This is a genomic window from Desulfonatronovibrio hydrogenovorans DSM 9292, from assembly GCF_000686525.1.
In the GTDB taxonomy this organism is placed as follows: Bacteria; Desulfobacterota; Desulfovibrionia; order Desulfovibrionales; family Desulfonatronovibrionaceae; genus Desulfonatronovibrio; species Desulfonatronovibrio hydrogenovorans.
The window spans coordinates 195,417-218,508 of record NZ_JMKT01000008.1; the positions used below are offsets into that span (position 1 = coordinate 195,417).

Annotated in this window: 21 protein-coding genes; 9 read left to right on the forward strand and 12 right to left on the reverse strand. The window is 51.8% G+C overall.

Going from position 1 to position 23,092, the window contains the following annotated elements:
• Window positions 1-8: 8 nt before the first annotated feature.
• The 3 genes from hysD to hysB all read right to left on the reverse strand — a co-directional run bounded on the left by hysD (window position 9) and on the right by hysB (window position 3,040).
• Window positions 9-473, reverse strand: coding sequence for a NiFeSe hydrogenase maturation protease (hysD, locus tag P771_RS0102195; RefSeq protein WP_028573844.1), 465 nt, complete (start codon window positions 471-473; stop codon window positions 9-11).
• 100 nt (window positions 474-573) lie between these two features.
• The gene (hysA, locus tag P771_RS0102200) at window positions 574-2,088 is read right to left on the reverse strand and encodes a NiFeSe hydrogenase large subunit HysA (RefSeq protein WP_084301603.1); all 1,515 of its coding nucleotides are present in this window, start codon (window positions 2,086-2,088) and stop codon (window positions 574-576) included.
• A gap of 37 nt (window positions 2,089-2,125) precedes the next feature.
• The gene (hysB, locus tag P771_RS0102205; protein ID WP_028573846.1) at window positions 2,126-3,040 is read right to left on the reverse strand and encodes a NiFeSe hydrogenase small subunit; all 915 of its coding nucleotides are present in this window, start codon (window positions 3,038-3,040) and stop codon (window positions 2,126-2,128) included.
• Window positions 3,041-3,576: 536 nt separating this feature from the next.
• Here hysB and P771_RS0102215 point away from each other — a divergent pair.
• The 5 genes from P771_RS0102215 to P771_RS0102235 all read left to right on the forward strand — a co-directional run bounded on the left by P771_RS0102215 (window position 3,577) and on the right by P771_RS0102235 (window position 7,979).
• Window positions 3,577-4,737, forward strand: a complete 1,161-nt coding sequence (locus tag P771_RS0102215; protein ID WP_028573848.1) for a TraB/GumN family protein — start codon at window positions 3,577-3,579, stop codon at window positions 4,735-4,737.
• 58 nt (window positions 4,738-4,795) lie between these two features.
• Window positions 4,796-6,220: a S1 RNA-binding domain-containing protein gene (locus tag P771_RS0102220; protein WP_028573849.1), complete on the forward strand. Its 1,425-nt coding sequence runs from the start codon at window positions 4,796-4,798 to the stop codon at window positions 6,218-6,220.
• Between the two features lie 199 nt (window positions 6,221-6,419).
• A complete protein-coding gene (locus P771_RS0102225; RefSeq protein WP_028573850.1) occupies window positions 6,420-7,091 on the forward strand; it encodes a hypothetical protein in 672 nt (223 codons plus the stop codon).
• A 17-nt stretch (window positions 7,092-7,108) separates the two neighbouring features.
• On the forward strand, window positions 7,109-7,411 hold the full coding sequence (locus P771_RS0102230) for a hypothetical protein (RefSeq protein ID WP_150112112.1): 303 nt from the start codon (window positions 7,109-7,111) through the stop codon (window positions 7,409-7,411).
• Window positions 7,335-7,979 carry a stage II sporulation protein M gene (locus P771_RS0102235; RefSeq protein WP_084301605.1) on the forward strand — a complete coding sequence of 215 codons (645 nt, stop codon included), beginning with the start codon at window positions 7,335-7,337 and terminating at the stop codon, window positions 7,977-7,979. The genes P771_RS0102230 and P771_RS0102235 overlap by 77 nt, the downstream gene beginning before the upstream one ends.
• Here P771_RS0102235 and P771_RS0102240 read toward each other — a convergent pair.
• A complete protein-coding gene (locus tag P771_RS0102240) occupies window positions 7,970-8,998 on the reverse strand; it encodes an Lcl C-terminal domain-containing protein (RefSeq protein WP_035243794.1) in 1,029 nt (342 codons plus the stop codon). The two genes, P771_RS0102235 and P771_RS0102240, sit on opposite strands and share 10 nt — an antisense overlap.
• A 4-nt stretch (window positions 8,999-9,002) precedes the next feature.
• Window positions 9,003-10,904 carry a molybdopterin-dependent oxidoreductase gene (locus tag P771_RS0102245; protein ID WP_028573854.1) on the reverse strand — a complete coding sequence of 634 codons (1,902 nt, stop codon included), beginning with the start codon at window positions 10,902-10,904 and terminating at the stop codon, window positions 9,003-9,005.
• On the opposite strand from P771_RS0102245, the gene P771_RS18880 reads away from it, so the two are divergent.
• From P771_RS18880 to P771_RS0102260, 3 genes are read left to right on the forward strand one after another with little or no spacing between them, the layout of a single operon-like run.
• Window positions 10,893-11,057: a hypothetical protein gene (locus P771_RS18880; protein WP_153304074.1), complete on the forward strand. Its 165-nt coding sequence runs from the start codon at window positions 10,893-10,895 to the stop codon at window positions 11,055-11,057. The two genes, P771_RS0102245 and P771_RS18880, sit on opposite strands and share 12 nt — an antisense overlap.
• Window positions 11,058-11,082: 25 nt before the next feature.
• A complete protein-coding gene (locus P771_RS0102255) occupies window positions 11,083-11,595 on the forward strand; it encodes a hypothetical protein (RefSeq protein ID WP_028573855.1) in 513 nt (170 codons plus the stop codon).
• 58 nt (window positions 11,596-11,653) lie between these two features.
• Complete coding sequence (locus P771_RS0102260; protein WP_208595934.1) at window positions 11,654-12,952, forward strand: M23 family metallopeptidase; 1,299 nt, start codon at window positions 11,654-11,656, stop codon at window positions 12,950-12,952.
• A 99-nt stretch (window positions 12,953-13,051) separates the two neighbouring features.
• Here the strand turns inward: P771_RS0102260 and P771_RS0102265 are convergent, their stop codons facing one another.
• From P771_RS0102265 to P771_RS0102275, 3 genes are all read right to left on the reverse strand, one after another.
• Window positions 13,052-15,967 carry an insulinase family protein gene (locus P771_RS0102265; protein WP_028573857.1) on the reverse strand — a complete coding sequence of 972 codons (2,916 nt, stop codon included), beginning with the start codon at window positions 15,965-15,967 and terminating at the stop codon, window positions 13,052-13,054.
• A 135-nt stretch (window positions 15,968-16,102) separates the two neighbouring features.
• Complete coding sequence (locus tag P771_RS16170; protein ID WP_051617052.1) at window positions 16,103-17,497, reverse strand: M23 family metallopeptidase; 1,395 nt, start codon at window positions 17,495-17,497, stop codon at window positions 16,103-16,105.
• A gap of 146 nt (window positions 17,498-17,643) precedes the next feature.
• Window positions 17,644-18,180 carry a hypothetical protein gene (locus P771_RS0102275; RefSeq protein ID WP_028573858.1) on the reverse strand — a complete coding sequence of 179 codons (537 nt, stop codon included), beginning with the start codon at window positions 18,178-18,180 and terminating at the stop codon, window positions 17,644-17,646.
• A gap of 321 nt (window positions 18,181-18,501) precedes the next feature.
• On the opposite strand from P771_RS0102275, the gene rfaD reads away from it, so the two are divergent.
• Complete coding sequence (rfaD, locus tag P771_RS0102285) at window positions 18,502-19,470, forward strand: ADP-glyceromanno-heptose 6-epimerase (RefSeq protein WP_028573859.1); 969 nt, start codon at window positions 18,502-18,504, stop codon at window positions 19,468-19,470.
• Between the two features lie 90 nt (window positions 19,471-19,560).
• Here the strand turns inward: rfaD and P771_RS0102290 are convergent, their stop codons facing one another.
• From P771_RS0102290 to P771_RS0102310, 4 genes are all read right to left on the reverse strand, one after another.
• Window positions 19,561-19,800: a hypothetical protein gene (locus tag P771_RS0102290; RefSeq protein ID WP_028573860.1), complete on the reverse strand. Its 240-nt coding sequence runs from the start codon at window positions 19,798-19,800 to the stop codon at window positions 19,561-19,563.
• Window positions 19,801-21,351, reverse strand: coding sequence for a 2,3-bisphosphoglycerate-independent phosphoglycerate mutase (gene gpmI, locus P771_RS0102295; protein WP_028573861.1), 1,551 nt, complete (start codon window positions 21,349-21,351; stop codon window positions 19,801-19,803).
• The gene (gene rsfS, locus P771_RS0102300) at window positions 21,344-21,730 is read right to left on the reverse strand and encodes a ribosome silencing factor (protein ID WP_028573862.1); all 387 of its coding nucleotides are present in this window, start codon (window positions 21,728-21,730) and stop codon (window positions 21,344-21,346) included. The genes gpmI and rsfS overlap by 8 nt, the downstream gene beginning before the upstream one ends.
• A 234-nt stretch (window positions 21,731-21,964) precedes the next feature.
• Window positions 21,965-22,906 (reverse strand): bifunctional riboflavin kinase/FAD synthetase, encoded by a 942-nt coding sequence (locus tag P771_RS0102310; protein ID WP_035243796.1) that lies wholly within the window; start codon window positions 22,904-22,906, stop codon window positions 21,965-21,967.
• Window positions 22,907-23,092 lie beyond the last annotated feature (186 nt).

Sequence of the window (23,092 nt, forward strand, 5' to 3'; positions counted from 1 at the left end):
CCAGTCTCTTAGAAGGTTTCCAGAATCCTGGTGATCTCCTTTCTGGCCAGTTCCAGGTAGTCTGGAAAGGCATTTTCCAGGGACTGGGTCAGACCCATTTCCCAGGCAATTTTCTCCGGTTCAATTCCCAGGACAGTCAACACAGGTTTTTTCCCAAGCAGCTCAGCCATTTTCAGGGAGTCAAGGAGATCAATATCATGAAGAGATACCTGCTGTGAACTGTTTTCCTGCAGGTCTTTTTCTTCCAGACGATAAATGGTGCCGGGTTCCCGGCCGCCGCGGACAGCGTCAAGCACCAGGAGGTGGTCGTAGTTTTCAAACAGATAGAAGAGATCCTGAGTGAAAGTTCCTCCGTCCACAAAAGCAACGTTTTCCGGCCAGTCTTCCTTTTCCAGGGCCTGGACGCAAAAAACTCCGACTCCTTCATCCTTGAGCAGGATATTTCCGATTCCCATTACCAGCAAGGTTTTCATGATCAGCAGCTTTCCCCGGTTGCCATGGATTAAGATTCTAATAAAGCAAAAGGCCGGGTTTACCGGCCTTTTGCGATTCAGTCAATCTGGCTGTTTAAGTCTATTCAATGGTCATTACGTGTTCTTCGCCGGTCTCAGCGTGCAGCACGTGCACGGCACAGCCCAGTCACGGGTCAAAGGCGCGGACCACCCGGCCCACATTCACCGGACTGCCCGGGTCTGGAACAGGAACTCCGATCAAGGCCTCTTCCATGGGGCCTCGCTGGTCACGGTCATCCTTGGGACTGGCATTCCAGATTGTTGCTGCCACGACCTGGTAGTTTTCAATATAGTAATCATCAACCTTGATATAGTGCAGCAGGGAGCCTCTGGGAGCCTCGGTCAAACCCATTCCCTCACCCTCGGCTGGCACTTCTGAGTGGACGTAGGTCTCTTCACCAGGCTTGACTTCACCCAGCCATTTTTCAACAGCTTTGGCCACGATCAATGCTTCCTCAGCCCTGGCAATGTGTCTACCCAGGATGGAGAAGGCCTTGTCACCGAAATCGCGCATGGTTTTGAATCCTGCCTGCTGGGCTACAGCGCTCAATTCAGGATTGGTGATCCACATCCTGGCCAGGGGGCCGACCTCGTGGGGCAGGTTGTTGTATCTGGGGGCTTTGACAAAGCTGTAAGCGCCTTCCTTGTATGGATCAGGAACAGTTTTGCCCTGGCTGGGATGCAACCCGGTGGTGGCATCGTCGAACCAGGAGTACTTGACGTCTTCCAGGATCTTGTCGGTGTCAAGGGGATAGTCCTGTCCATCAGTGTAAACACCCGGCTTATGCAGAAAGGTTGTTTCTTCGTCGTCCAGGGGGAACACTCCGAAAGAAAGGAGGTTTTTACAGCCCTTGCCGGTTTCCAGAAGATCCGGATAGACTCCGCCCAGGGCGTAAACCAGGGGCAGGTATTCATTTTCAATAAAGTCAATAACTCTTTTGAAGCGCCACATGAATCCAACGATCTTGTCCACAGTGGGGATCTCTGTGGTACCGCCAACCACCAGACCCTGGACATGGGGCATTCTTCCACCGAACAGGGCGACCATCTCGTGACAGATCCGCCTGATTTCCAGGGCCTTCAGGTATTGATCCACTCCGACCTGGTTAGTGGCGGCGTCAACCCGGATGTCGTTGTTTTCATATCTGGGTACGAATGGGGCCACATCTGGTCCATTGACATAGTCCAGGGCTGCCAGATGGTAAAAGTGCAGAATATGGGACTGCAGGTAATTGGCGCCAAAGATGAGATTGCGCATGATGCGGCCATTGGTGTTGACCTTGACATCAAAGGCGTCATCCAGGGCCCGGACCGATGCTGTGGCATGGGCTGTGGGACATACTCCACAGATCCGCTGGACCAGCTGGGATGCATCCCTGGGGTCACGGTCAATCAGGATATTTTCAAAGCCTCTGAACATGGGGCCTTCGCAGCGGGCGTCCACAACCACGCCGTCCTTGACCTCCACTTCCACCTTGAGATGGCCTTCGATCCTGGTCAACGGATCAACAGACACCTTTATCTTCTGACCTGGAGCATAGGCTCCCGGGGCTCTGTCAGGTTTCTTTCCTGCCATGTTATTCCCTCCTAATATAAGATTTGATCAGGATTTTTTAAACTACTTCGTAAAACGGAGACATCATGTCCGGGAAGCCCGGTTCTACACAGCCGATACAGACGGCATTTTCAACGCACCAGTTGACCCCGTTGTTCCAGCGCCTTTTCCAGCAGTCAGCATTGACATGGGGCGCTTTACAGCCGATTTCGTAGCGACAGGCCTTTTTCTCGGTAAAGGTCTTGCTCATTACGTTCTGATCGTAGTAGCTGCGGTAGGGACAGTTGTCGTGGATATTGGAACCGAAGAAGAGCTTGGGCCGCAAATGGTTGTCAAGCTCGGGAATCCCGTAGAGAAGGACATGAGCTATGGTTCCCACCATCCAGTCCGGATGAGGGGGACAGCCGGGAACATTGATGACAGGCTTTGCAATGTTGTTTTCCTGGTAGATCTGGGTCACCGGGACTGCATCAGTCAGGTTGCCCCAGGCGGCAGGAATTCCACCATATGCAGAGCATGTACCCAGGGAAAGCGTGGCTGCACACTTGGCCCCCAGGGTCTTGGTCATTTCTAGCATGGTGATGTGCTGGCCATCCTTTTCACCCACGTAACAGTACTTTCCGTCTGCAGCCTTGGGCACGGATCCTTCTATGGCCAGGAAGAACTCGCCTTCATATTTGTCAGCCACCTCAAAAAGGTGGTCTATGGCCAGAGCACCCTTGGCTGCCATTACCGTGGGATGGTATTCCAGGCTGATGATTTTCAGGAGCACTTCCTTGATGCTGGGGTGGACAGCATTCAGAAGAGAAACCGAGCAGCCGGTGCATCCCTGGCCTTGAATCCAGATCACTGGTGCTTTCTGGGCTTCCTTTTCCATGGCCATCAAAAGACCGGGATGGACCATCTGGGATATTCCCAGACCTGCCACGGTCCCGCCGCAGATTTTCACAAAATCGCGTCTGGTTAAGCTCATAACCCTCCTCCTTTGTTGGGGTCCAGGCGGTTTTTAAAACCGTTTGTTAAAAAAGTAACTTGATCTTAATAGATTAGTTACAATCCTATTAACCAAATTTATAAGAAATTGGCAATAGAAAAAAAAAGAGCAAGAAAAAATTTATGTTATACATAAAGTATTACAATTTTGAAATAATTAAGGCGAAGAATCTACTGGATCGGGTTTTAATGAGCAGGAGTCAGGCTGCCATGGATTTATTCTTGACCAGGTTCTGGTATTTATTATCCTTGATAATCCCTGGGATTGTGGTGTGTTTTCGGATGGTTGTGGAATGGATGCGCTTCAGGGTGAGCTGCAGGTCTGGGAAGTCTGTCTGGAAACTCCAGTTGAAATTTTCAGGTCTGCATGGAGCAGCTGTGCAAAGCTCGTGGCCCGGAACCCATAAAATGTTTGACAGAGGGATGATTCAAATACATTTAAGGGAACAACAAGATATGCAGGAATCCGTCAACCGGAACTTTTTTTGATCAAAAACGAACAACCCAGGGAAAAAATTGGAATTGGAAAACATTACCCACGTTACAGTCAAGGGCAGGGATATATACCTGCTTGGCACAGCCCATGTTTCAGAACAGAGTGTAGAAGACGTAAAAGTCGCTGCACAGGAATTTGAACCTGACACCATCTGCATTGAACTCTGCCCATCCAGATACGAGGTGCTGGTCAGACAGGATGCCTGGCAGAAAATGGACATCTACAGGGTGGTCAAGGAAAATAAGGCCCTTTTTCTCCTGGCCCAGCTGGGCTTGAGTGCTTTTTACCGCAAGATAGGACAGAAGCTCGGGGTCAAGCCCGGGGCTGAAATGCTCGAGGGTGCTGTGCAGGCTGAAAAGCTTGGTGCAACCCTGGTCCTTGCTGACCGGGATGTGAACATTACCCTTAAACGGATCTGGGCTTCCCTTTCCTTTTTTTCAAAGTTCAGGTTTCTGACCCACCTTTTGCTGAGCATGATGTTTCAGGGGAATATCGAAAAAGAGGACATTGAGAAACTGAAGAGTAAAGATCAACTCCAGATGGTCATGGACGAGTTCTCCAGGTCTTTTCCCCAGGTGGGCAGGACTCTGGTGGATGAACGGGATCAGTATCTGGCTCATAAAATAGCCACCAGTCCCGGTCAGAAGGTCCTGGCTGTTGTCGGGGCAGCCCATGTTCCAGGAATCACCAGATACCTGGGACAGGAGATAGATCAGGCAGCCCTGGAGGAAATGCCTGGCAAGCCGGTCTGGCCTTCACTGGTCAAGTGGGGTATTCCATTGATCATTGTCAGTCTTCTGATCCTGGGTTTTTTGACCCAGGGCACTGAGCATTCGGTTCAGTCTCTATATATCTGGGTTCTGGTCAATGGGCTTTTTTCAGCCTTGGGAGTGACCCTGGCCCTGGCCCATCCTTTGACCATCCTGAGTGCTTTTGTGGCGGCCCCCATAACCAGCCTTAATCCGACCATGGCTGCCGGCTGGATTGCCGGACTGGTTCAGGCCTGGGTCAAAAAACCAATTGTGGCTGATCTGGAAAATCTGCCCCGGGCCCTGACTTCTTTTAAGGGTTTCTGGCTGAACCCCATCTGCAGGATTCTTTTGGTAGTGGTTCTGGCCAATCTGGGCAGTTCCCTGGGTACATTTGTGGCTGGAACCTGGATTGTGACCAGGGTGTTCTGATGATGCGGTTGATATCGAAAAATTCCGGCATAAAGGCCGGTTCAGACGGAGTAATGACATGGAAAATATGAATGATGAAAAGAGTTTTGCCCAGCTGCTGGCTGAATCAGAAACAGAGGCCGGAGCCGAGGTCAGGCCGGGAGACAGGATAACAGGAAGAATAATCAGCATCGGCCGGGACCAGGTCTACGTGAGCACAGGCACCAAAGTAGACGGAGTGGTGGACAGAGAAGAGCTTCTGGATGAAAAAGGTCAGCTGCCTTACAGTGAAGGAGACCAGATTGAGCTCTTTGTGGTTGCGCAGAGTCAGGGAGAGATAAAGCTTGGCCTTTCGTTTGGCACGCAAGGAGGGGTCGAGCAGCTGATCCAGGCCATGGAACAGGGCATCCCTGTTCAGGGAAAAGTCAAGGAAACCTGCAAAGGCGGATACAGGGTCCAGGTCATGGGCACCAAGCCGGCCTTTTGTCCCCTGAGTCAGATGGATATCCGTCCGGTGGAAGACCCCGGCAGCCTGATTGGCCAGACTTTTTTGTTTCTGATCAACCGGATTGAGGAAAAAGGGCGCAATATAGTGGTTTCCAGACGGGCTCTCCTGGAAAAGGAACAGCAGGATTCCCTGGAGACTTTTTCCAGACAGGTCGGACCAGGGGACGAGCTCCAAGGCCGGGTCACCAGAATAGAACCTTACGGGGCTTTTGTCGAGGTTGCCCCGGGTCTGGAAGGACTGGTTCACATCAGTGAGATGAGCTGGTCCAGAAATCTGAAGCCTGAAGAAATCGTATCTTCAGGTGACGTCGTGACAGTCAAGCTTTTGAGCCTTGAAGAACAGGGCAAGGGCAGGGTGCGCATGAACCTGTCCATGAAACAGGCCCAGGCTGATCCCTGGGATGATATCCTGAAACGGTTTGAACCTGGAAGCGTGGTTTCCGGAATCATAACCAGGACTGCGCCATTTGGGGCATTTGTGGAGCTGGCTCCTGGAATTGAGGGCCTGGTTCATATCAGTGAAATGAGTTATTTGAAGCGGATTCACAAGCCGGAAGAAGAAGTATCTCCGGGTGAGCAGATCAGGGTCAAAATAAAAGGGATTGATGTCTCTGAAAAGCGGATATCCCTTAGTATACGTGATGCCATGGGAGATCCATGGGAAGGGGCAGCCTTGCGCTTTGTCAAGGGAAAGCCCATTGAAGGCCGGGTGGAAAAACGTGAAGAATTCGGTCTTTTGGTCAGGCTTGAACCCGGAATAGTGGGACTTGTTCCTGCATCCAGCCTTGCCAGGTCGCAGGACAAATCTCTGGAGAGCAAGAAGCCTGAAGATCCGGTCATGGTGGTTGTTGAATCAGTGGATGAGGCAGCCAGGCGTATAACCCTGGCCCCGGCAGACAGCCTGCAGACAGATGACTGGAAGTCATTTGCCCCGGAAGCCCACGGCATGGGCTCCCTGGGGCTTGAACTGAAGAAAGCCATGGAAAAGAAAAAATAGTGTTTCCGGCAGGTCGGTCAGGGATGGTCTTTTGATCCTGGCACAGACTGTTATAAGCTGATGCGCTTGGCCTCGATATCTTGACCAGCCCGACCTTTTGCTTAATATTCTTGTATTGACCGGTCTGATCAAGACCGGAAAGATGGCTGAAGGTTTAATCCTGAATCATTTCAGACCCCCTGAACCAGGCAGGCCAAAGATGAAAACTTCTGTTTCCCGCAACAGGTCCGGCCGGAAAAGACTTGGACCTGCAGCTGTTGCCCTGATTATCCTCGGGGCCATGGTGGTCAGTGTGATTATCACCCTCCTGGTGGCCAAGACCTGGCTTTATCCCTCGCCCATAAAGCCGGTGGACCTTAATGCCCAGGAGCAGGCCATACTTGAAGCCAAGCTGGAAAGCCTGCCCGGAAGCGGCAGGAGTGTTCAGGAGCATGGTCAGGATGCTCCCGGACCGGAACCATACCGGGAAAGTCCAGAGCACCGGGTCATCTATTTTACCCAGCGTGAACTCAACGCCATGGTGGACCGCAATCCAGACCTGGCTGGAAGGGTGGCCCTGCACCTTTCTGAAGGAATGGTTTCAGCAACCATGCTGGTGACCATGCCTAAGGACATGCCCATGTTTGCCGGGCGGACAGTCAAAGTATCCACCGGTCTCCACCTTGATTATCAGCAGGGAAGGCCGGTAATCACCCTTGACGGAGTGAGTATAATGGGTGTTCCTGTCCCGTCAGCCTGGCTCGGAGGCTTCAAGGGCCGGGATATGGTTGCCTTTTATGGTGCGGATGAAGGGTTCTGGAGCATTTTTTCCAGGGGTGTCAAGGACTTGAAAGTGGAACAGGGCAGGTTGAGGGTGGAGCTGGCTGAGTAGGGCTTATGAAGTTTCCCATGCGCATTTATGGAGAAATCAAAGGGCTGGATCCGGAACGGATCAGTTTCCTGCAGAGGATCGACCTGGACCCATTTGAACTGAATGGTCTGAATCTGGAGGTTGAGCATGAAGGCCGGTTTCTGGATATTGAACCCCTGCTGGATGAGATAGTGGCCTGTATGGCAGAGAACGGCCAGGGGTATGTAGATTGTATTGATCATGACCATTGGATAGTTCTGCGCTATGATCTCAAGCCTGGAAAATGGACCTGCAAGCGGATCAACCCTGACATCAGCCTGGAGAAGTATCATCAGGAATAATTTTGAAACCCATCCCCTTAAACCCGGCTTGAGTCAGGCTGTTGCCACCCTCAAGGCAGCCATGCCCTTTGTTCTGCTGGCAGCCTTTGTTTATATGCTGGCCGCGGTGGCCGGATGGATCTATTCGGAAGACCTGGACATCCTCAAGCTTCAGTTTGAACAGCTGGCAGAAAGGTTTCAGGGACTGGGTCCCTTTGAATTCATGGCCAGGATCTTTGTCCATAACCTTGTGGCCAGTTACCTGGCCATGTGCCTTGTTGTTCTGTATGGCCTGATCCCGTTATGCCTGGCTGCTTTTAACGGCCTCCTTCTGGGATGGTTTGCCGGCTGGATGGAGGGCGTTTCCTGGATTCAACTGGCTTTTCTGCTGGTTCCCCACGGCATTTTTGAGTGGCCGGCCATGTTTGTGGCCTTTGGAGTGGGCATCTGGAGAGGACTGGGACATCTTCTGGGGTCGGAAACACTGTCCTGGTTTCAGCGCTGGAAAAAGGCCCATCTGGTCTATCTTTTTTTTGTGGTTCCCCTGCTTTTTGTGGCAGCAGTGGTTGAAAGCCGCTATCATTTCTGATCAATGTCGCGCACCGGCCAGACATAAAATTCTGGCCTGGCCTTGAATCCGACGCCTACAGCCCCTTTATTCAGATAAAGCACGTATGACCAGTCAGGCTCAAAGAAGCTGGAGGTGGATGACCAGTATCCATCATTGAGTCCGGTGAACGGATGAGAAAGAGGCAGGGCTGGAGAATGTTCAGAGGCATCTATCAGTGACTCAAGCTCGTTTATATTGGGCAGTCTCCAGAGGTGAGTCCCTTTCATGTCCTGAACCAGATTCAGAGCGCCTGCCCAGTTCAGAGGGCGGTTTATCAGGGCTCCAGGATCATACCAGATCAGGTTGGTCAAGTGGTCGAAGACCTCGTTTTCTTTCCTGAAAAATCTGGGTTCCGGCCAGGCCTCCCCACAATTCCAGTCAGGGTCCTGGCCGGTTCCTGGACAGGATATTATTTTGCCCAGATGGTCAAAACAACTGTTTTGACCGGTTTTAGGGATATGGGTCGGAGTGCCGCGCACCGGCCAGACCAGGTATCTCTGATCTTTGCGACCATAGAACATGCGCCCTCCCTCAAGGTGAACATGCCAGGCATAGGCCACAGCCTTGGCCGAGGTTGTGGATGTCCAGTACCAGGCCAAAAAGACCTGGATGAAGGGATGATCTCCTGGCAGAGCCGGTTTCTTGTGTCCGTGGGAGATAAGTGAGCGCATTTCCCTTCTGTTGGGCATTCTCCAGTCGGTGAAACCCCTGAAGGCCTGTCTGTTCATGGTCTTAATCTCATCAAGGGCCTGGTTCCAGGTCAGGGGAAAATCGAAAAAATTGGCTTTCCGGGTCCAGCACAACCCTGTGAGTTCATCCTGGACCAATTCCCGGTTCAAGATGGTAAACCTTGGTTCAGGCCAGGCTATGCCGATGTTCAGATCAGGGTCCTGACCAGTTTCCGGACAGGATATCTGGATTCCGTCAGGATCGTAGCAATGATCAAGCCCGGTTCGGAGGATATTTCGAGGCCGGGGTGGATTCTGGAACCTGTTCATGCCGCTACTCCTGGATCAGACAGCAGGTTTGACTGTAATAAGCTGCGCACCAGCCCATGTCCGTGGATCTTGACTGGATGAGGATGTTGGGGTTGTGACCATGCTTGATCCATCCGTCCCTGGGGATGATGACTGCTTCAGGATGAATGTTATCCACTACTTTGACTCCCACCTCCAACCTGCCAAGGGGGGTGACCAGAAATGTCTTTTTGGACAAGTCAAGACAAGCTGCCAGGGGGTTGTTTGAAGAGATAGAAACCATGGGCAGTCCGGTCTGGTCCTGCTCCGGAATCTGGGAATGCATGTATTTCCCTTGAATCAGGGACAGCAGGCGCAGGGGATACCCGGGATCAGGGGCAGGTTCCCTGCTGAGGGTCCGAGGAAAAGAGTACAGCTGGTCAGGATGATCAAAGATCATATCCTGGAATGCAATATCCGGGGCATCGCCTTTCAGAAATCCCCTGGATCTAATTTCCTCCAGGCTGACCCCGATCTTTTCCAGGCCGGTTTGCAGGCATTGGTCAGGTCTGGGAAAGGTCACAGCCGGGAAAAGGCGATGCCCCAGGTCCTGGAGGATATCAAAGTCTGACCGGCATCCGCCTCTGGGTTCCAGGATCTTTCCGGAATAATTCACATAGTCATGCAGGCAGGAGCCCAGGACCTCCTCTTTTTCCAGCATAAAAGCCGGAGGCAGGATCAAGTCCGAACGCAGGGCTGTATCGTTAAAAAAGCCGTCCACGCAAACAATGAACCGTGCTTTAAAGGCCTTGATCAAGGCTGAACTGTCCGGGACCTGGTTGACCACATTATGTCCGTCAATCCAGATGAACTCGATTTCCGGGTTTGAGTCCGCAATTTCCCGGCCCAGGTTGAACAGGGCCAGCCTGGGCCGTTTCACCTCGCCTTTGGGCTGATCCCTGGTTGATGCTGTCCAGGACCCCAGATTCCGGCCAGACCCAACATTGAAATAGCTTCCTCCTCCCCTGATTCCGATGTTGCCGGAAATCATGGCCAGGGCGTTTATGAACCGGACATTTTCTCCGCCATACAGGTGTCTCTGCAGGCCCCAGCCGATGAGGGAAGCAGTTGGACCGGACCGGGCGTATATTTGAAACACCTCTCTGGCCGTGTCTTCTGATACATGGCAGGCCGACAAAAGATCGGACAGATTTAGAGAACGCAAAAGTTCCAGAAAGTCCTGGTGGTTTGAAGCCCGGTCAAGGTTCATCCTGTCGGCCAGACCGGCATCCATGAACATTTTGATTATGGCTGCTGCCAGGAAACGGTCAGTTCCGGGACGGATCAGGATTGACCTGTCAGCCAGGTCCGGCTTTTGACCACCCGGAGAAATGGTGATGATCCTGGTTCCAGACCTTGCGGCCTTGCTGATCAATGCTGCTGTGTGGGGGGATGATCTGGAATAATCCTTACCCCAGTTAACGATATATTCAGCATTGAGCAGGTCCAGGGGATCATTGTGATTCAGGCTGCCGAAATCCCTGTTGCAGGCCTCGATCCCGGCTTCATCGCACAGGGAGCCAAAGGTGGTGGCTGAGTTCAGGGTCTGGAAAAAGTTAAGACTGGCCTGGGCCAGGACCCCCCGGTATCCATACCCCCGGACATGGAGTATTTTTTCAGGAGTGCTGCGCAGCCTGTTTAAATGCAGGGCTGCAAGGTCCAGGGCCTGATCCCAGGATACGGGCAGAAAATCGTTCCCTTTGCGCAGCAGGGGGGAGGTAATCCTTTCGGGTGAGTCCAGTCGCCGGAAAAAGTTTCTGCCCTTGGCGCAGACAAATCCCTGGGTGATGGGATGGTCAGGGTTTCCCCTGATGCTTTTTTTCTCTTTGTCCACAACAAAAGAACAGGCATCAGGACAGTCCAGGATGCAGGCAGAATGAAAATTCATGACAGATTCTCCGAATTGGGCTGGGATTTGAAGAATACCAGAAAAATTAATTACCAGCTTGTTCTATTTGATATTCACGGTCAAGACCGGTATGTTCCAGCCAGGGCATCAATTCTTGCCCGGACCGGAATAAACGGACTTTTTTCCGGGTAACACAAACCCTGGATCATACTCTGTCATGGAAGAGAAAAAGCATATTGAAATATGGGTTGAGGATCTGTGCAATTACGCCTTGGACCGGGAAGATATAAAATGGATTGCCGATGCGGTTCCCCCGGGTGCAGGTCTTGACCTGAACACTCTGGAGTACGAACTTCAGCTTTTGAAAATAGTTGTGGTGGGCTGGAGCATATCTTATTATCTCCAGGATGAGCCGGTCAAAAACGAGGTGGTGGAGCCTTTCTGGAAAAATATCCATGATGTGTCCGGGGGTCTTTCCCAGGCCACCAGCTTGCTGATTGGAAAAGATATCAATTATTTTGAAATAATAAGATCCAGGCTGGACAGGTATGTCCAGGCCATGGCCGGGGCAGAACAAGGCACTGAGCCGGTCATGGTTGTCGGGCCGGAATTTGCCGGATGCCTGGGTGAGCCAGGAGACCTGGCAGCCTCCATGGCCGGGTCCAGGATGTTCCTGACTGCCACAGGGGGGGTCAAAGAGTATCTGCAGACGGCAGGCTTCAGGATCTGACCCGTTTTCTAAACAAGAACCATAAATTATTCTTTAAACCAGAGAGGAAGTCATGAGCGTGAAATTCAAGAAAAAATTTTATATCCTGCTCGTCCTGATCCTGGCAGGGGTGGCCGGAGGGCTTTATTTCAAGTTTGCAGACCAGGAAAAGCCCGTGGTGTCGGTTTCCCCGGAAGTAACCCATACCAATGACCGGACATTGTTTCAGGTTGAGGTCCATGACCCGGGTCTTGGTTTGAAGAGCGTTGAGATCCGGGTGAGTCAGTCCGGGACCTCCCATCCGGTTGCTGCTCAGGAGTTTGCTGAGGCTGTGAGTGATTTTTCTTTTGAACTTGAACTGCCCAGGCTTGATCAGGGTGAATTTCAAGTGGAGGTCATTGCCAGGGACAGGTCCATTGTCAACTGGGGCAAAGGTAATGTCACCACTCTGAACAGGACCATGGTCTTTGACAACCGTCCTCCTGGCATATCTGTGTCCACCACCACCCATAACCTTAATCAGGGCGGGGCCGGGCTGGTCATCTACCAGCTGTCCAAGGACGTGGTCAGGACCGGAGTTCAGGTGGGAGATTATTTTTTTCCTGCCTTCCAGCAGCCTGACGGAAGGCATTTCTGCTTGTTCGCATTTCCCCATGACGCAGACCCGGCAAGCGATGTCCCCAGGATCATAGCCAGGGACAGGGCCGGGAATGAGCAGATCTCAGGCTTCAACTATCATGTAAATCCCAGGAGTTTTAGAAACGACCGTCTGAATATTGGAGATAATTTTCTTCGTTCCCAGATGCCCCAGTTTGAAAGGGACTTTCCCGATGAAAATGATCCGTTTCATATTTTTCTTCGGGTGAACAGGGAAATGCGGGCCGATAACCGGGCCAAGGTGGAGGAAATAGCCCAGAGGACTTCTGACCAGCTGGACTTTGACGGTGTTTTTCTGAGAAAGCCAAATTCAGCCCAGATGGCCGGATTTGCCGATCGCAGGACTTACTTTTACCAGGACCGGGAAATTGACCGCCAGGTCCACCTGGGAGTGGATCTGGCCTCCACTGCCCAGGCCCCGGTTCCATCAGCCAACAAGGGCAGGGTGGTGTTTGCCGGTCCCATCGGCATTTATGGCCAGACAGTTGTGGTGGACCATGGAATCGGCCTGCAGACCCTTTATGCCCATTTAAGCAGCATTGATGTCCAGGAGGGGCAGATGGTGTCCAAGGGCGAAACCGTCGGACGGACCGGGACTACAGGGCTGGCTGTAGGTGACCACCTGCATTTTGAAGTCCTTGTTTCAGGGATCTCGGTCAATCCAGTGGAATGGTGGGATCCAAACTGGATCAATAATAATATTACCAGCAAGTTGGATTAACCCGCCTCAATAAAGTGCAGGGGATGCCAGGGAAAAGGACTTGGTAATAAAGTTCCCCATCCCCTGCAGATGGATCATTGTTCTTCAGGCCGGCTTCTTTTAGAGCAGTCTGAATCTGTTTTCCAGGTTCAGCTCTTCTGCTGCTTTGTCCACCTGGGCTTCACCACCCATGATGCAGATCATGTCCGGGCTGTTTTTCAGACCTTTGTCCAGAGCCCGGCCGAATTCCTTGAAGTGATCAAGGGTGGAACTGAGGATCTGATCTCTGATGGCCTGGCGGTATTCCTGGGTGATCCCGGCCAGATGCCTGGCTGTGGAGGAAAAGCCCCTGGCATCGGGCAGCTGGTAGGAATCCATTTCACCGATGGCTCCGATGACTGCTTTTTCCACTTCATCACCATCCATCCCTTCACTCATCAGAAATGTTCCAGATCCGTCAAAGGCCTTTAGTGTGTCCAGGATATTGGGATCACGGTAAGAGGCAAAGGCCATGACTCCTGACAGGTGGTCGTAGCTTCCGAATGCGCCGTAAGCTCCTCCCTGGACCCGTACCTGGTCCCAGAGCCACCCGGCCCGGAGAAGCCTGGTAGCCACCAGACTTGAGCCATGGAAGGTGTATCCGGTCTGCTCAAGGTTAATTGATTTGCCTACATAGTTGACCTGGGCCGGGATGATTATGGCCTCGCGGCTGGATGGCCATGCCGTGACCCAGCTGGAAGAGGCCAGATCAAGTTGGGGAAGATTTTCTGCAAACCCTTTGAAGAGTTCCAGGTTGCTCTGGAAGGACTCCTGTTCAGCAGTCAGGTTCGCCAGGAGGGCTTTTTTGTGAAAGAGGAGTCGCCTGATCTCCTTTAGTTCCCTCAGGACCTGATCCCAATCGCTGTCAATGCGGGCGGTCAGTTTTCGTAAGAAAAGCAGGTAGCTTATGCCGGACATCTGCTCCTGAGCCCAGTCAGCCTCACTGGACCCGGCCTTGAGGCGCATGCCCACGAACCTGTGGCCGGCCGGGATCAGGCTCTGCTCCATGCCTGCCTTTTCCTCCAGCACGATCTGCCTGAATCGTTCTCTGTTATCCAGGTCTACATCTGCAATGATTTCTTTGATGATATGAAAAAGCTCGGAAGTGTTTTCGGGCAGGGATTTGCCCCGCAGGAACAGGTAGCAGACCCCGTCCTGGCCCCCCATCCTGGTGTGGGTGAAAGTGACAGGGGATATTCCACCGGTTTTTTGTCTGATCCTGGTGGTCATCCTGACAAAGTCATGCCTGGCCGTACCCATTTCCAGCAGGGCCCGGCCGAACAGGGGAACATAGGCCAGATATTCCCTGGGCAGGAAATGGAGGTCAAATCCAAGGTCAAGATAGAATATGCCGGCAGTGGGCTGGGGATGAAAAAGGAACCTGACTCCTTCTGCCTCACCCTCCTGTTTGGGGGTGATCCTGAGTTCCTTTTCCAGGTCAGCGCGTTTGAGTCTTGGAATCCTGGCCAGTTCAGCCGGATCGTCAGGTCTGGCCTGGGCCTGTTTAAGTTCAGCTGTGTTTTGGACAATGTCCTGAAGGTCCTCTTGGCTCAGCCGCAGCCGGACCTCCTGGAGCCGCAGGTCTTCTTTTTCCTGAATTACCGCACCAAGACCAGGGTCAGGTTCCAGGATGACCACTGACCGGTGGGTGTTGTCCAGGAGGTATTTTCGGATCAATTGTTCGAAAACTTTTTCACCTGTATTTATTTTGGATTTTATTCCATCAAGGGTCCTGGAAAATTCCAGCAGGATAAAGGGGCTGTGATCGTAGAGCCATGTGGTCAGAGCCCTGAACATTACGGCCAGGCCTCTGGGAAAGGATCCGGTGTTGTTTTCGCGCAGGGCGAATTCCAGGCTGTTGATGGCGGCGGTGATGATTTCCGGGTCAATACCTTGAGCAGCCAGCTGGTCCAGGGTGGAATTGATCAGTTTTTCAACTTTGCCCAGGTTTGCGGGCTCAATCCCTTTGAGCCCTGTTGAGTAGTACATCTGGAGAATATCAGTTTCCAGGCCAGCTCCGGTCAGGTCCTCGCCCAGTCCGGAATCGATCAGGGCTTTGCGCAGGGGAGAGGCTGGCATGCCTGTAAGGATAAAGTCCAGAATGCGCAGGCTGAGGTTGAGTTCTGGATCATGTGTTTCCGGAAGGAGCCAGTTAATGGTCAGGTAGGTTTTGGAGCTTGAATCAGCGGATGCGCTGTAGGTCTTGACCAGCCTCTGGTTCAGATTTTTTTTCTGTTGAGGGACAATGGAGGAATCAGCATCCATTCTGCTGAACTGATCAAGGTATTCTGCCAGTTTTTCCAGCCGTTCCTGTTCAGGGTTGTCTCCGTAAAAAAATATAAAGGCATTGGATGGGTGGTAAAGTTTCTTGTGAAAATCCACAAAATCATCATAGGTCAGGTCCGGGATTGCCTGAGGATCACCTCCGGCATCAAAACCATAGGTAGAATCAGGGAATATGGATTGCTGAGAATAGTCGGCCAGGAGGCTGTCCGGTGAAGAGTAGGCCCCTTTCATTTCGTTGAAAACCACCCCCTTGTACTTCAATGGGCTATCCAGGTTTTCCAGCTCATAATGCCAGCCTTCCTGTTCGAAGATATGTCTGGTGATGCGCGGAAAAAACACTGAATCCAGGTAGACATCCATGAGGTTGTAAAAATCCTGCAGATTCTGGCTGGCCACTGGATAGCAGGTTTTGTCCGGGAAGGTGACAGCGTTCAAAAAAGTCTGCAGAGAGCTTTTGAGCAGTTCCACAAATGGCTCCTTGACCTTGTACTTGCGTGATCCACAAAGGACTGAATGCTCCAGAATGTGGGGAACCCCGGTATTGTCTTTAGGCGGAGTGCGGAAGTTTATGCTGAAGACCTTGTTTTCATCCTGGTTGGTCAGGGAAAGGACCCTGGCTCCGGTTTTTTTATGCTCAAACAATCTGGCTCTGGAGTTTATCTCAGAAATATCCCGTTCTTCAATCAGGGTGTATTTATCTAAATAGCTCAACGTTTTCCTCCTGAAGGGGTTGGTTTTGGACTCATGGTCAATGAAAAAGGCGCTTAGCCTTCATGCCTGGACTAAACGCCTTGACGTATCTTGATTATCGACTGAATCTGCTTAAATTCGAACATGACCGCGGCCTTATTCAAGCCTGGCCAGTTTCTCACGTTTTTCAAGGGATGCAAAAAGCGTCTTGAGGTCTCTTCTGGCTGTGTGGAACCTTTCCAGTTCATCTCCTTTGAGAGTGCGGCCTGGAGGTGTTTCCACAGTGGCCGGATTGACGTGACTTCCCCGGTGGTGGACTTCATAGTGAAGGTGGGGGCCGGTGGCCATGCCTGTTGCTCCCACGTAACCTATGGTTTCCCCCTGCCTGACCCTGGCTCCGGATCGGATACCCGAAGCAAATCTGCTCATATGGGCATACAGGGTCTGGTATTCGTTGGGGTGTCTTATTGTGACCACATTCCCATAATTGCCCCTTCGGCCTGCAAACTCCACCACCCCGTCTCCAGCGGCCATGATGGGCGTTCCAGTGGGAGCGGCAAAGTCCAGCCCCTGGTGCATCCGGCTGTAGCCGAGGATGGGATGACGGCGCATGCCGTATCCGGAGCTGAGCCGGGCCCCGTCAATGGGCGTGACCATCAGGGTTTTGCGGACACTCTGGCCTTTGTCGTTGAAAAAATCCACTTCACCGTCGCGAGTTTCATAACGGTAAATGGCCAGGTCTCTTCCGCGGGTATTGAGGCTGGCGTAGAGGACAGATCCTCCCCGGACAAAGTTCCCATTGTCGTCAAACTGCTCCTCAAAGAGGACCTCAAAAGCGTCGCCGGGCCGGATATCTCTCTGGAAATCAACATCAAAGGAGTAGGCCCTGATCATTTGCATGAGCACGTCTACAGGGATACCAGCGGATACAGCCGCATTATAAAGGCTGGAGGTGATTTCAGCCTCAGCCCTGGCTGGTTTGGCCTGAAGCTCACGGACTATTTCCTGAGCCACAAATCCGTTTTCCGGACACCTGGCCACCTGGACCTCCCTGGTCACGTCCAGTTTCAGGTTCAGGGTCTGAAACAGCGGGTCGTAGTCTTCCATAGTTTCAAAGGCCAAGACTATTTCATGATCCTGACGGAGTCTTCTGGGGTTGAAGACTTCCTCCAGAGTGGTGATGACGGTATGGGCTTCGGCCCTGGCCAGGCCTTCTCTGGTCAACAGACCCATCAGGGTGTCCCCGGCGGAAACAGATACCGTCTTTTCCTCATGAAGAATATTTGGATCGTCTTGATGGACATCTTTCAGGGATTCACCGGATTCTTTGAGATAGGGCTGGTCTGCAGACAGGGGAGATTGCGGGTCTTTCAGAGTCAGCTTGCTGCTTTTACCGGGCACTTCCGAACGTTTGAAATCCAGGCCGACCAGAAAATATGAAAGGACAACGGTCATGATGACCGCAAAAAGCAAGAGGGGTTTTTTGCTGGGTCTGCGGTTGCGCTTGAGTTTGAGTCTTGAATTTTTGTATGAGGGTATATAGTAGTTCATCGCCTGGCCTCTTATTGGATTGATAACGGTTTTCAGTCAAGTCTTATTATCTAAAAATGCCAGGAAATCAAGGAGGAACATCCTGCTGAGGTGCGCTTATAGAGATCAGAGCAAGATCTGCCGCAGCACTGAAATTCAGGTCAGGATCAGCTTTCGTCCTGATCCCTGAAGCCCTCCCTGAGCAGCCTGAACTCCCCTGTTTCAGTATTCAGGTCGTATATATTAAAGTTTTTGCGCATGTCCAGCCCCTCATAGTGGACCGCAAAGTTAAGAGAGGCCGACCCTTCGTCTCCACTGACGATTCTGTGGAAAACCAGCCTGGGCCAGACCAGCATGGCCGGGCCGTTGTAGATGAGTTTTCCCTGTTTGAGGATCTTGTCCGGGGTAACGGTAAAGTTGAGGATTCCGTTTTCCCTGGTGAAGATGTCTACATGTCTTGTTCCGTAAAGGACTATGAGGTTATCAGCCTGATGGGGATGCATATACCAAGGTCTGGCAACATCTCCCACTGGACCTGGAGAGACAGCTGCCTTTTCATGGATAACCCGGTCCATGGCCCCGATTTCCGGAAGGAATTCCATGGGCACGTTGTCAAAGCTTACCCCTGGGGTTCGTCTGAATTTAATCAAGGGAATAATGGAATAGAAATTTTCAACCTGCTCTATTATTTTGACCGTGGACATGGCTGCCTCCCGCTTTTAGTATTCATTAAGTTATGTCTGCCCCGGGAATCATGTCTGATCCGGACAGATCAGGTATGTGGCTTATGATTGCAGACAACCTGAAAAAACAGGTCTTGTCAACGGTCTGAGTGATTTTTACCAAGTAAACCAGGCAAATATAAAATAAGATCAAGGGCTTTCTTGCTTAATATGTTGATATTAATCAATAAATATGGACAGGGCTCAGGTTGACTTGCCAGGTCGAAGCAAATAATCTTAACCAGCCCATTAACCGGGCAAATCAGGCCTGTTGGGTCTTTACCTGGAAAAAAGGAGAGTAACTTGCACATCGTTACTGGAGGAGCCGGATTCATCGGCAGCGGATTTGTGTACAGGCTGAACCAGATGGGCCTGGATGATATTCTTATTGTTGACAACCTGGGTTCCACAGAAAAATGGAAAAATCTGGTCAACCTCAGGTATCGAGATTATATCCACAAGGATGAATTTCTGGCCAAGCTGGAAAAGGGTTTTTTCCCGTATGTGGAGTCTGTTATTCATATGGGGGCCTGTTCTTCCACCACGGAGAAGGATGCCGATTATTTGATGTCCAATAACTTCCACTATTCAAAACGACTGGCCCGTTTCTGCCGGGAAAGCAGTGCCCGTTTCATCTATGCCAGCAGTGCCGCCACCTATGGGGACGGTGAGCTGGGTTTTAATGATGACCATGCCACCATGACAGACCTCAGGCCTCTCAATATGTACGGCTATTCCAAGCAGCTTTTTGACCTCTGGGTGAAAAGAAAAGGGCTCCTGGACCATGTGGTCGGGCTTAAATTTTTCAATGTGTTCGGGCCCAACGAGTATCACAAAGAAGATATGCAAAGCGTTGTGCGTAAAGCCTATTTCCAGATCAAGGAGACGGGCAGGGTCAGGCTGTTCAAGTCTTACCATCCACAATTCGGCCACGGTGAACAGAAAAGGGACTTTGTCTACCTCAAAGACTGTCTGGAGGTTATGGCCTGGTTTCTGGAAAAAAAGGATGTCAACGGAATTTTCAATCTGGGCTATGGCAGGGCAAGGACCTGGAATGACTTGGCAAAGGCGGTCTTCCAGGCAATGGACCTTGAGCCTGAGATTGAATACATGGACATGCCCGAAACTTTGCGCGGCAAATATCAGTACTACACCTGCGCACCCATGGACAAGCTGGAACAGGCCGGATGTCCTGTGGCCTTTCACTCCCTGGAGGACGGGGTCAGAGATTATGTGCAGAACTACCTGAGCAGGAATGATCCCTATCTGTAAGGAGGCTGTCCGGGCTGATGGTTACAGGCAGGAAAAGAAACATTACTGACTGCCGGACCCAGGTCTCAAACCATAACCAGCCATCCCCGTTCACACAAAGTCAGGATCAATGGCTGCCTGGCCATTATTCAGGATCAGCTTGATGTACTGGACGGTGGTGTTGTCCACAGGAACCAGGGGAAACTGCTTGCGGCAGAAGTCGCAATTGCCCATGGATGGTTCAGTGGGTGCCAGCAGGGGGACGTTCCGTCCGCAATGGGGACATGGGTAGAGCATGACCAGTTCCATTCCCACCGGCCTGACCGGAGTGATGAATTTCTGTTCAGCCATTTAAGAGTCTCCTTTGACCAGGCTTTTACCGGTCATTTCCCTGGGTTTTTGAATATTCCACAGGTCAAGGATGGTTGGGGCAATATCAGCCAGGATTCCCCCTGGCCCAAGTTCCAGTTTTTCAAATCCGCTGACAAGGCATAGGGGAACCGGATTCAGGCTGTGAGATGTCTTGACCCGGCCTGTTCCATCCACCATGTCGTCGGCATTGCCATGATCTGCAGTGAGCAGAATCAGTCCGTTTTGGTCAGCCATGGCCTCCATTACCCTGCCTACGCATTCATCCACGGCCTGGCAGGCCTTTATAGTGGCCGATATATTTCCGGTGTGGCCGACCATGTCCAGGTTGGCGAAGTTGCAGACATATAAATGGGATTTTTTCTGCCTGATACTTTTTACCAGAACATCGGTCACTTGAAAGACGCTCATTTCAGGCTTGAGGTCATAGGTCGGGACTTCCCTGGGGGAAGGAATAAGGACTCTTTCTTCACCTGCAAATGGTGTTTCCACCCCGCCGTTGAAAAAATAGGTCACATGGGCGTATTTCTCGGTCTCAGCAATCCGCAGCTGGGTCAGACCCTGCTGAGAGATCACTTCAGCCAGGATGTTTTTCATTCTTTCCGGAGGGAAAAGCACTGGCAGACCAAAGTTTTTGTCATACCTGGTCATGGTGATGATGTTGAGCCTTGGAAAGGACAGCCTTTCAAATCCGGTAAAGCCGGGATCATAAAGGGCGCTGGTCAGTTGCCTGGCCCGATCAGCCCGGAAGTTGAAAAAAATCACACCGTCCCCGTCCTGGAGAGTGGCAATGGGGTTGTTTTCATGGTCAACCATGACATGGGGTTTGACAAACTCATCGGTCTCTCCCCGTTCATATGAGTCTTTTATGGCCTGGACCGGGTCATGGGCCTTAATGCCTATGCCCAGGGTCAGGGCATCATAGGCCTGCCTGGTCCTGTCCCATCTCCGGTCTCTGTCCATGGCATAGAATCTGCCAGTTATGGTCGCCACCTGTCCCAGGCCGGTCCTGTTCAGGTGTTTTTCCAGGTCTGCCACAAATTCTGCTCCACTCAGGGGTGAGGTGTCCCGGCCATCCAGGAAACAGTGGATAAAAACCCGGGCAACTTTTTTCTGTCTGGCAATGGTGATCAAGCTGTGCAGGTGGTTCTGGAGACTGTGCACTCCACCGTCAGAGACAAGACCCATCAGGTGCAGTCTTCCTTGAGGCCCTGTCCGGGAGAGCAGAGTGTCCAGGTTTTGGTTGTTTTCAAGTTCACCCTGCTCAATGGCCAGATTAATGCGCATTATGTCCTGGTAGACGATGCGTCCGGCCCCGATATTCAGATGGCCAACTTCTGAGTTGCCCATCTGTCCCTCAGGCAGCCCTACATGGGGCCCGGAGCATTGGAGAGTGGTGGATGGATAGTTCCGGGCGATCAGATCAAGGTTGGGAGTTGCAGCCTGGCTTATGGCATTGCCCGGGCCTTCTGGTGCAAGGCCCCAGCCGTCCAGGATCAGCAGAAGAACGGGATTGCCGGCTGAATCAGGCATGCTCACCTCCGGTGGCTTTCAGGGGAATCTCTCTGCCCCTGGTCCAGAACCCCTCCAGGTTGTAGAAGAGCCTGGTTTCATCCAGAAAGATATGGATAATAATGTCATTCAGATCCAGAAGGATCCACTCCCCTTCCTGGTAGCCTTCCATACCCAGGTAATCCAGCTGGTTTTCCTTTACTGCCTCCAGTACATGGTCAGCCAGGGAGCGGGCATGACGGTTTCCCCCGGCTGAGGCCAGGATCATTCCCTCGAAAGCACCGGAATAGATGCTTACGTCCAGGGCCAGGACATTGGAGGCTTTTTTTTCCAGCAGCAGGCTGCCCAGAAAGGTCAGCTTCTCATTTAGCTCGTTGCGACCTTGTTTGGTATGGTTCATCCGTAAGTCCTTTTTAGATGTGATGAGTATACTTATGATCTGGCCGGGAAATATTCAAGTCCGGTTTTGGCTGTTTTTTTGCTCTGCATATGCAGAGCAAAAAACAGTCGCAGTTTAAACGCCTGGCTGGAACAGAGGCTGGGGCCTGTGCCTCGGGTTGGAGAAAGCCGGGCCATGAGGCAACCGCCACGAGTAAAGGGTTTATTCTTTTGCCCGGACACCAGACAGAATAAATCAGTCCAGCATGGACTCCGGTGCTGAAAGGATCTTGCGGCCCAGAGCACAGTCCTTCTGAATCTGCGCTTTGAGTTCGTCTATGCCTGAGAATTTTTTTTCCGAACGCAATCGCTGGACAAAATGGACTTTTATTGGCTGGTCATAAATGTTTCCGGAGAAATCCAGAATATGGACTTCCACAGAGAGGTAGTCGTTTCCAAAGGTCGGGTTGTACCCGATATTGGCCACAGCAGGCAGAATTTTGCCGTCAACCTCAGCCCATACAGCATATACTCCGGTCCTGGGAAAGAGCTCGTCTTTGAGGAAAATGTTGGCAGTAGGAAAACCCAGCAGGGCTCCGCCTCTTTGCTTGCCGGTAATCACCCGGCCTTCCACCCGGTAGAACCTGCCCAGCAATGGTCTGACTTCCCAGACCCTGCCGTCTTCCACCATGTCCCTGATCCTGGTGGAACTGACAATTGCTCCATCCACCATGACCGGAGGAAACTGATCCACGGAAAAGCCGTACTTTTCCCCAAGGACCTTGAGCAGGGTAAAATTGCCTTTCCGGCCTTTGCCAAAGGCGTAGTCATAGCCAATGATCAGTTCTTTGACCTTGAGCTTGTCCACCAGGTATTTATGAACAAACTCCTGGGGCTCAAGCCCGGCCAGCTCCCTGGTAAAGGTCATGCACAGGGTGTAATCCACGCCCATTTGATCAATGAGTTCAAGCTTCTGGTCGGTCAGGGTGATGAAGGGCGGAGTTTTGGTGTCCACCAGGACCCGCAAGGGATGAGGGTCAAAGGTTATGACCATGCTGGTCAGATCCATGAGTCTGGCCTTTTTTTTGACCTTGGTAATGAGCTGCTGGTGTCCGACGTGAACACCGTCGAAATTGCCGATGGTCAGGCAGGAGCCTCTGGTCTGTCGGGCAGGGACCTCTATGTTGGTTGTGATCATGTATAAGGGTATCCTTAGTGTGAGTCCGGGATAACAGTCTTTCAGCCGGAAAAACACTGGCCAGCCATTTCCTGGCAGCTGTCCGGATGAAATTCGGCCAAACAGAAAAAATAGCTCAAAACCGGCCGTTCTTCAAGTGTGGATGTTATGGTCAGATTTCCAGGGTGATAATATTATTGTTGCTCC

What these genes read in the sequence shown, in the direction of transcription:
- hysD (WP_028573844.1), bottom strand. Translation starts at nt 473, where the DNA reads ATGAAAACCTTGCTGGTAATGGGAATCGGAAATATCCTGCTCAAGGAT.
- hysB (WP_028573846.1), bottom strand. Translation starts at nt 3,040, where the DNA reads ATGAGCTTAACCAGACGCGATTTTGTGAAAATCTGCGGCGGGACCGTG.
- P771_RS0102220 (WP_028573849.1), top strand. Translation starts at nt 4,796, where the DNA reads ATGGAAAATATGAATGATGAAAAGAGTTTTGCCCAGCTGCTGGCTGAA.
- P771_RS0102225 (WP_028573850.1), top strand. Translation starts at nt 6,420, where the DNA reads ATGAAAACTTCTGTTTCCCGCAACAGGTCCGGCCGGAAAAGACTTGGA.
- P771_RS0102230 (WP_150112112.1), top strand. Translation starts at nt 7,109, where the DNA reads ATGCGCATTTATGGAGAAATCAAAGGGCTGGATCCGGAACGGATCAGT.
- P771_RS0102235 (WP_084301605.1), top strand. Translation starts at nt 7,335, where the DNA reads ATGATCTCAAGCCTGGAAAATGGACCTGCAAGCGGATCAACCCTGACA.
- P771_RS0102240 (WP_035243794.1), bottom strand. Translation starts at nt 8,998, where the DNA reads ATGAACAGGTTCCAGAATCCACCCCGGCCTCGAAATATCCTCCGAACC.
- P771_RS18880 (WP_153304074.1), top strand. Translation starts at nt 10,893, where the DNA reads ATGAAAATTCATGACAGATTCTCCGAATTGGGCTGGGATTTGAAGAAT.
- P771_RS0102245 (WP_028573854.1), bottom strand. Translation starts at nt 10,904, where the DNA reads ATGAATTTTCATTCTGCCTGCATCCTGGACTGTCCTGATGCCTGTTCT.
- P771_RS0102255 (WP_028573855.1), top strand. Translation starts at nt 11,083, where the DNA reads ATGGAAGAGAAAAAGCATATTGAAATATGGGTTGAGGATCTGTGCAAT.
- P771_RS16170 (WP_051617052.1), bottom strand. Translation starts at nt 17,497, where the DNA reads ATGAACTACTATATACCCTCATACAAAAATTCAAGACTCAAACTCAAG.
- P771_RS0102275 (WP_028573858.1), bottom strand. Translation starts at nt 18,180, where the DNA reads ATGTCCACGGTCAAAATAATAGAGCAGGTTGAAAATTTCTATTCCATT.
- P771_RS0102290 (WP_028573860.1), bottom strand. Translation starts at nt 19,800, where the DNA reads ATGGCTGAACAGAAATTCATCACTCCGGTCAGGCCGGTGGGAATGGAA.
- gpmI (WP_028573861.1), bottom strand. Translation starts at nt 21,351, where the DNA reads ATGCCTGATTCAGCCGGCAATCCCGTTCTTCTGCTGATCCTGGACGGC.
- rsfS (WP_028573862.1), bottom strand. Translation starts at nt 21,730, where the DNA reads ATGAACCATACCAAACAAGGTCGCAACGAGCTAAATGAGAAGCTGACC.
- P771_RS0102310 (WP_035243796.1), bottom strand. Translation starts at nt 22,906, where the DNA reads ATGATCACAACCAACATAGAGGTCCCTGCCCGACAGACCAGAGGCTCC.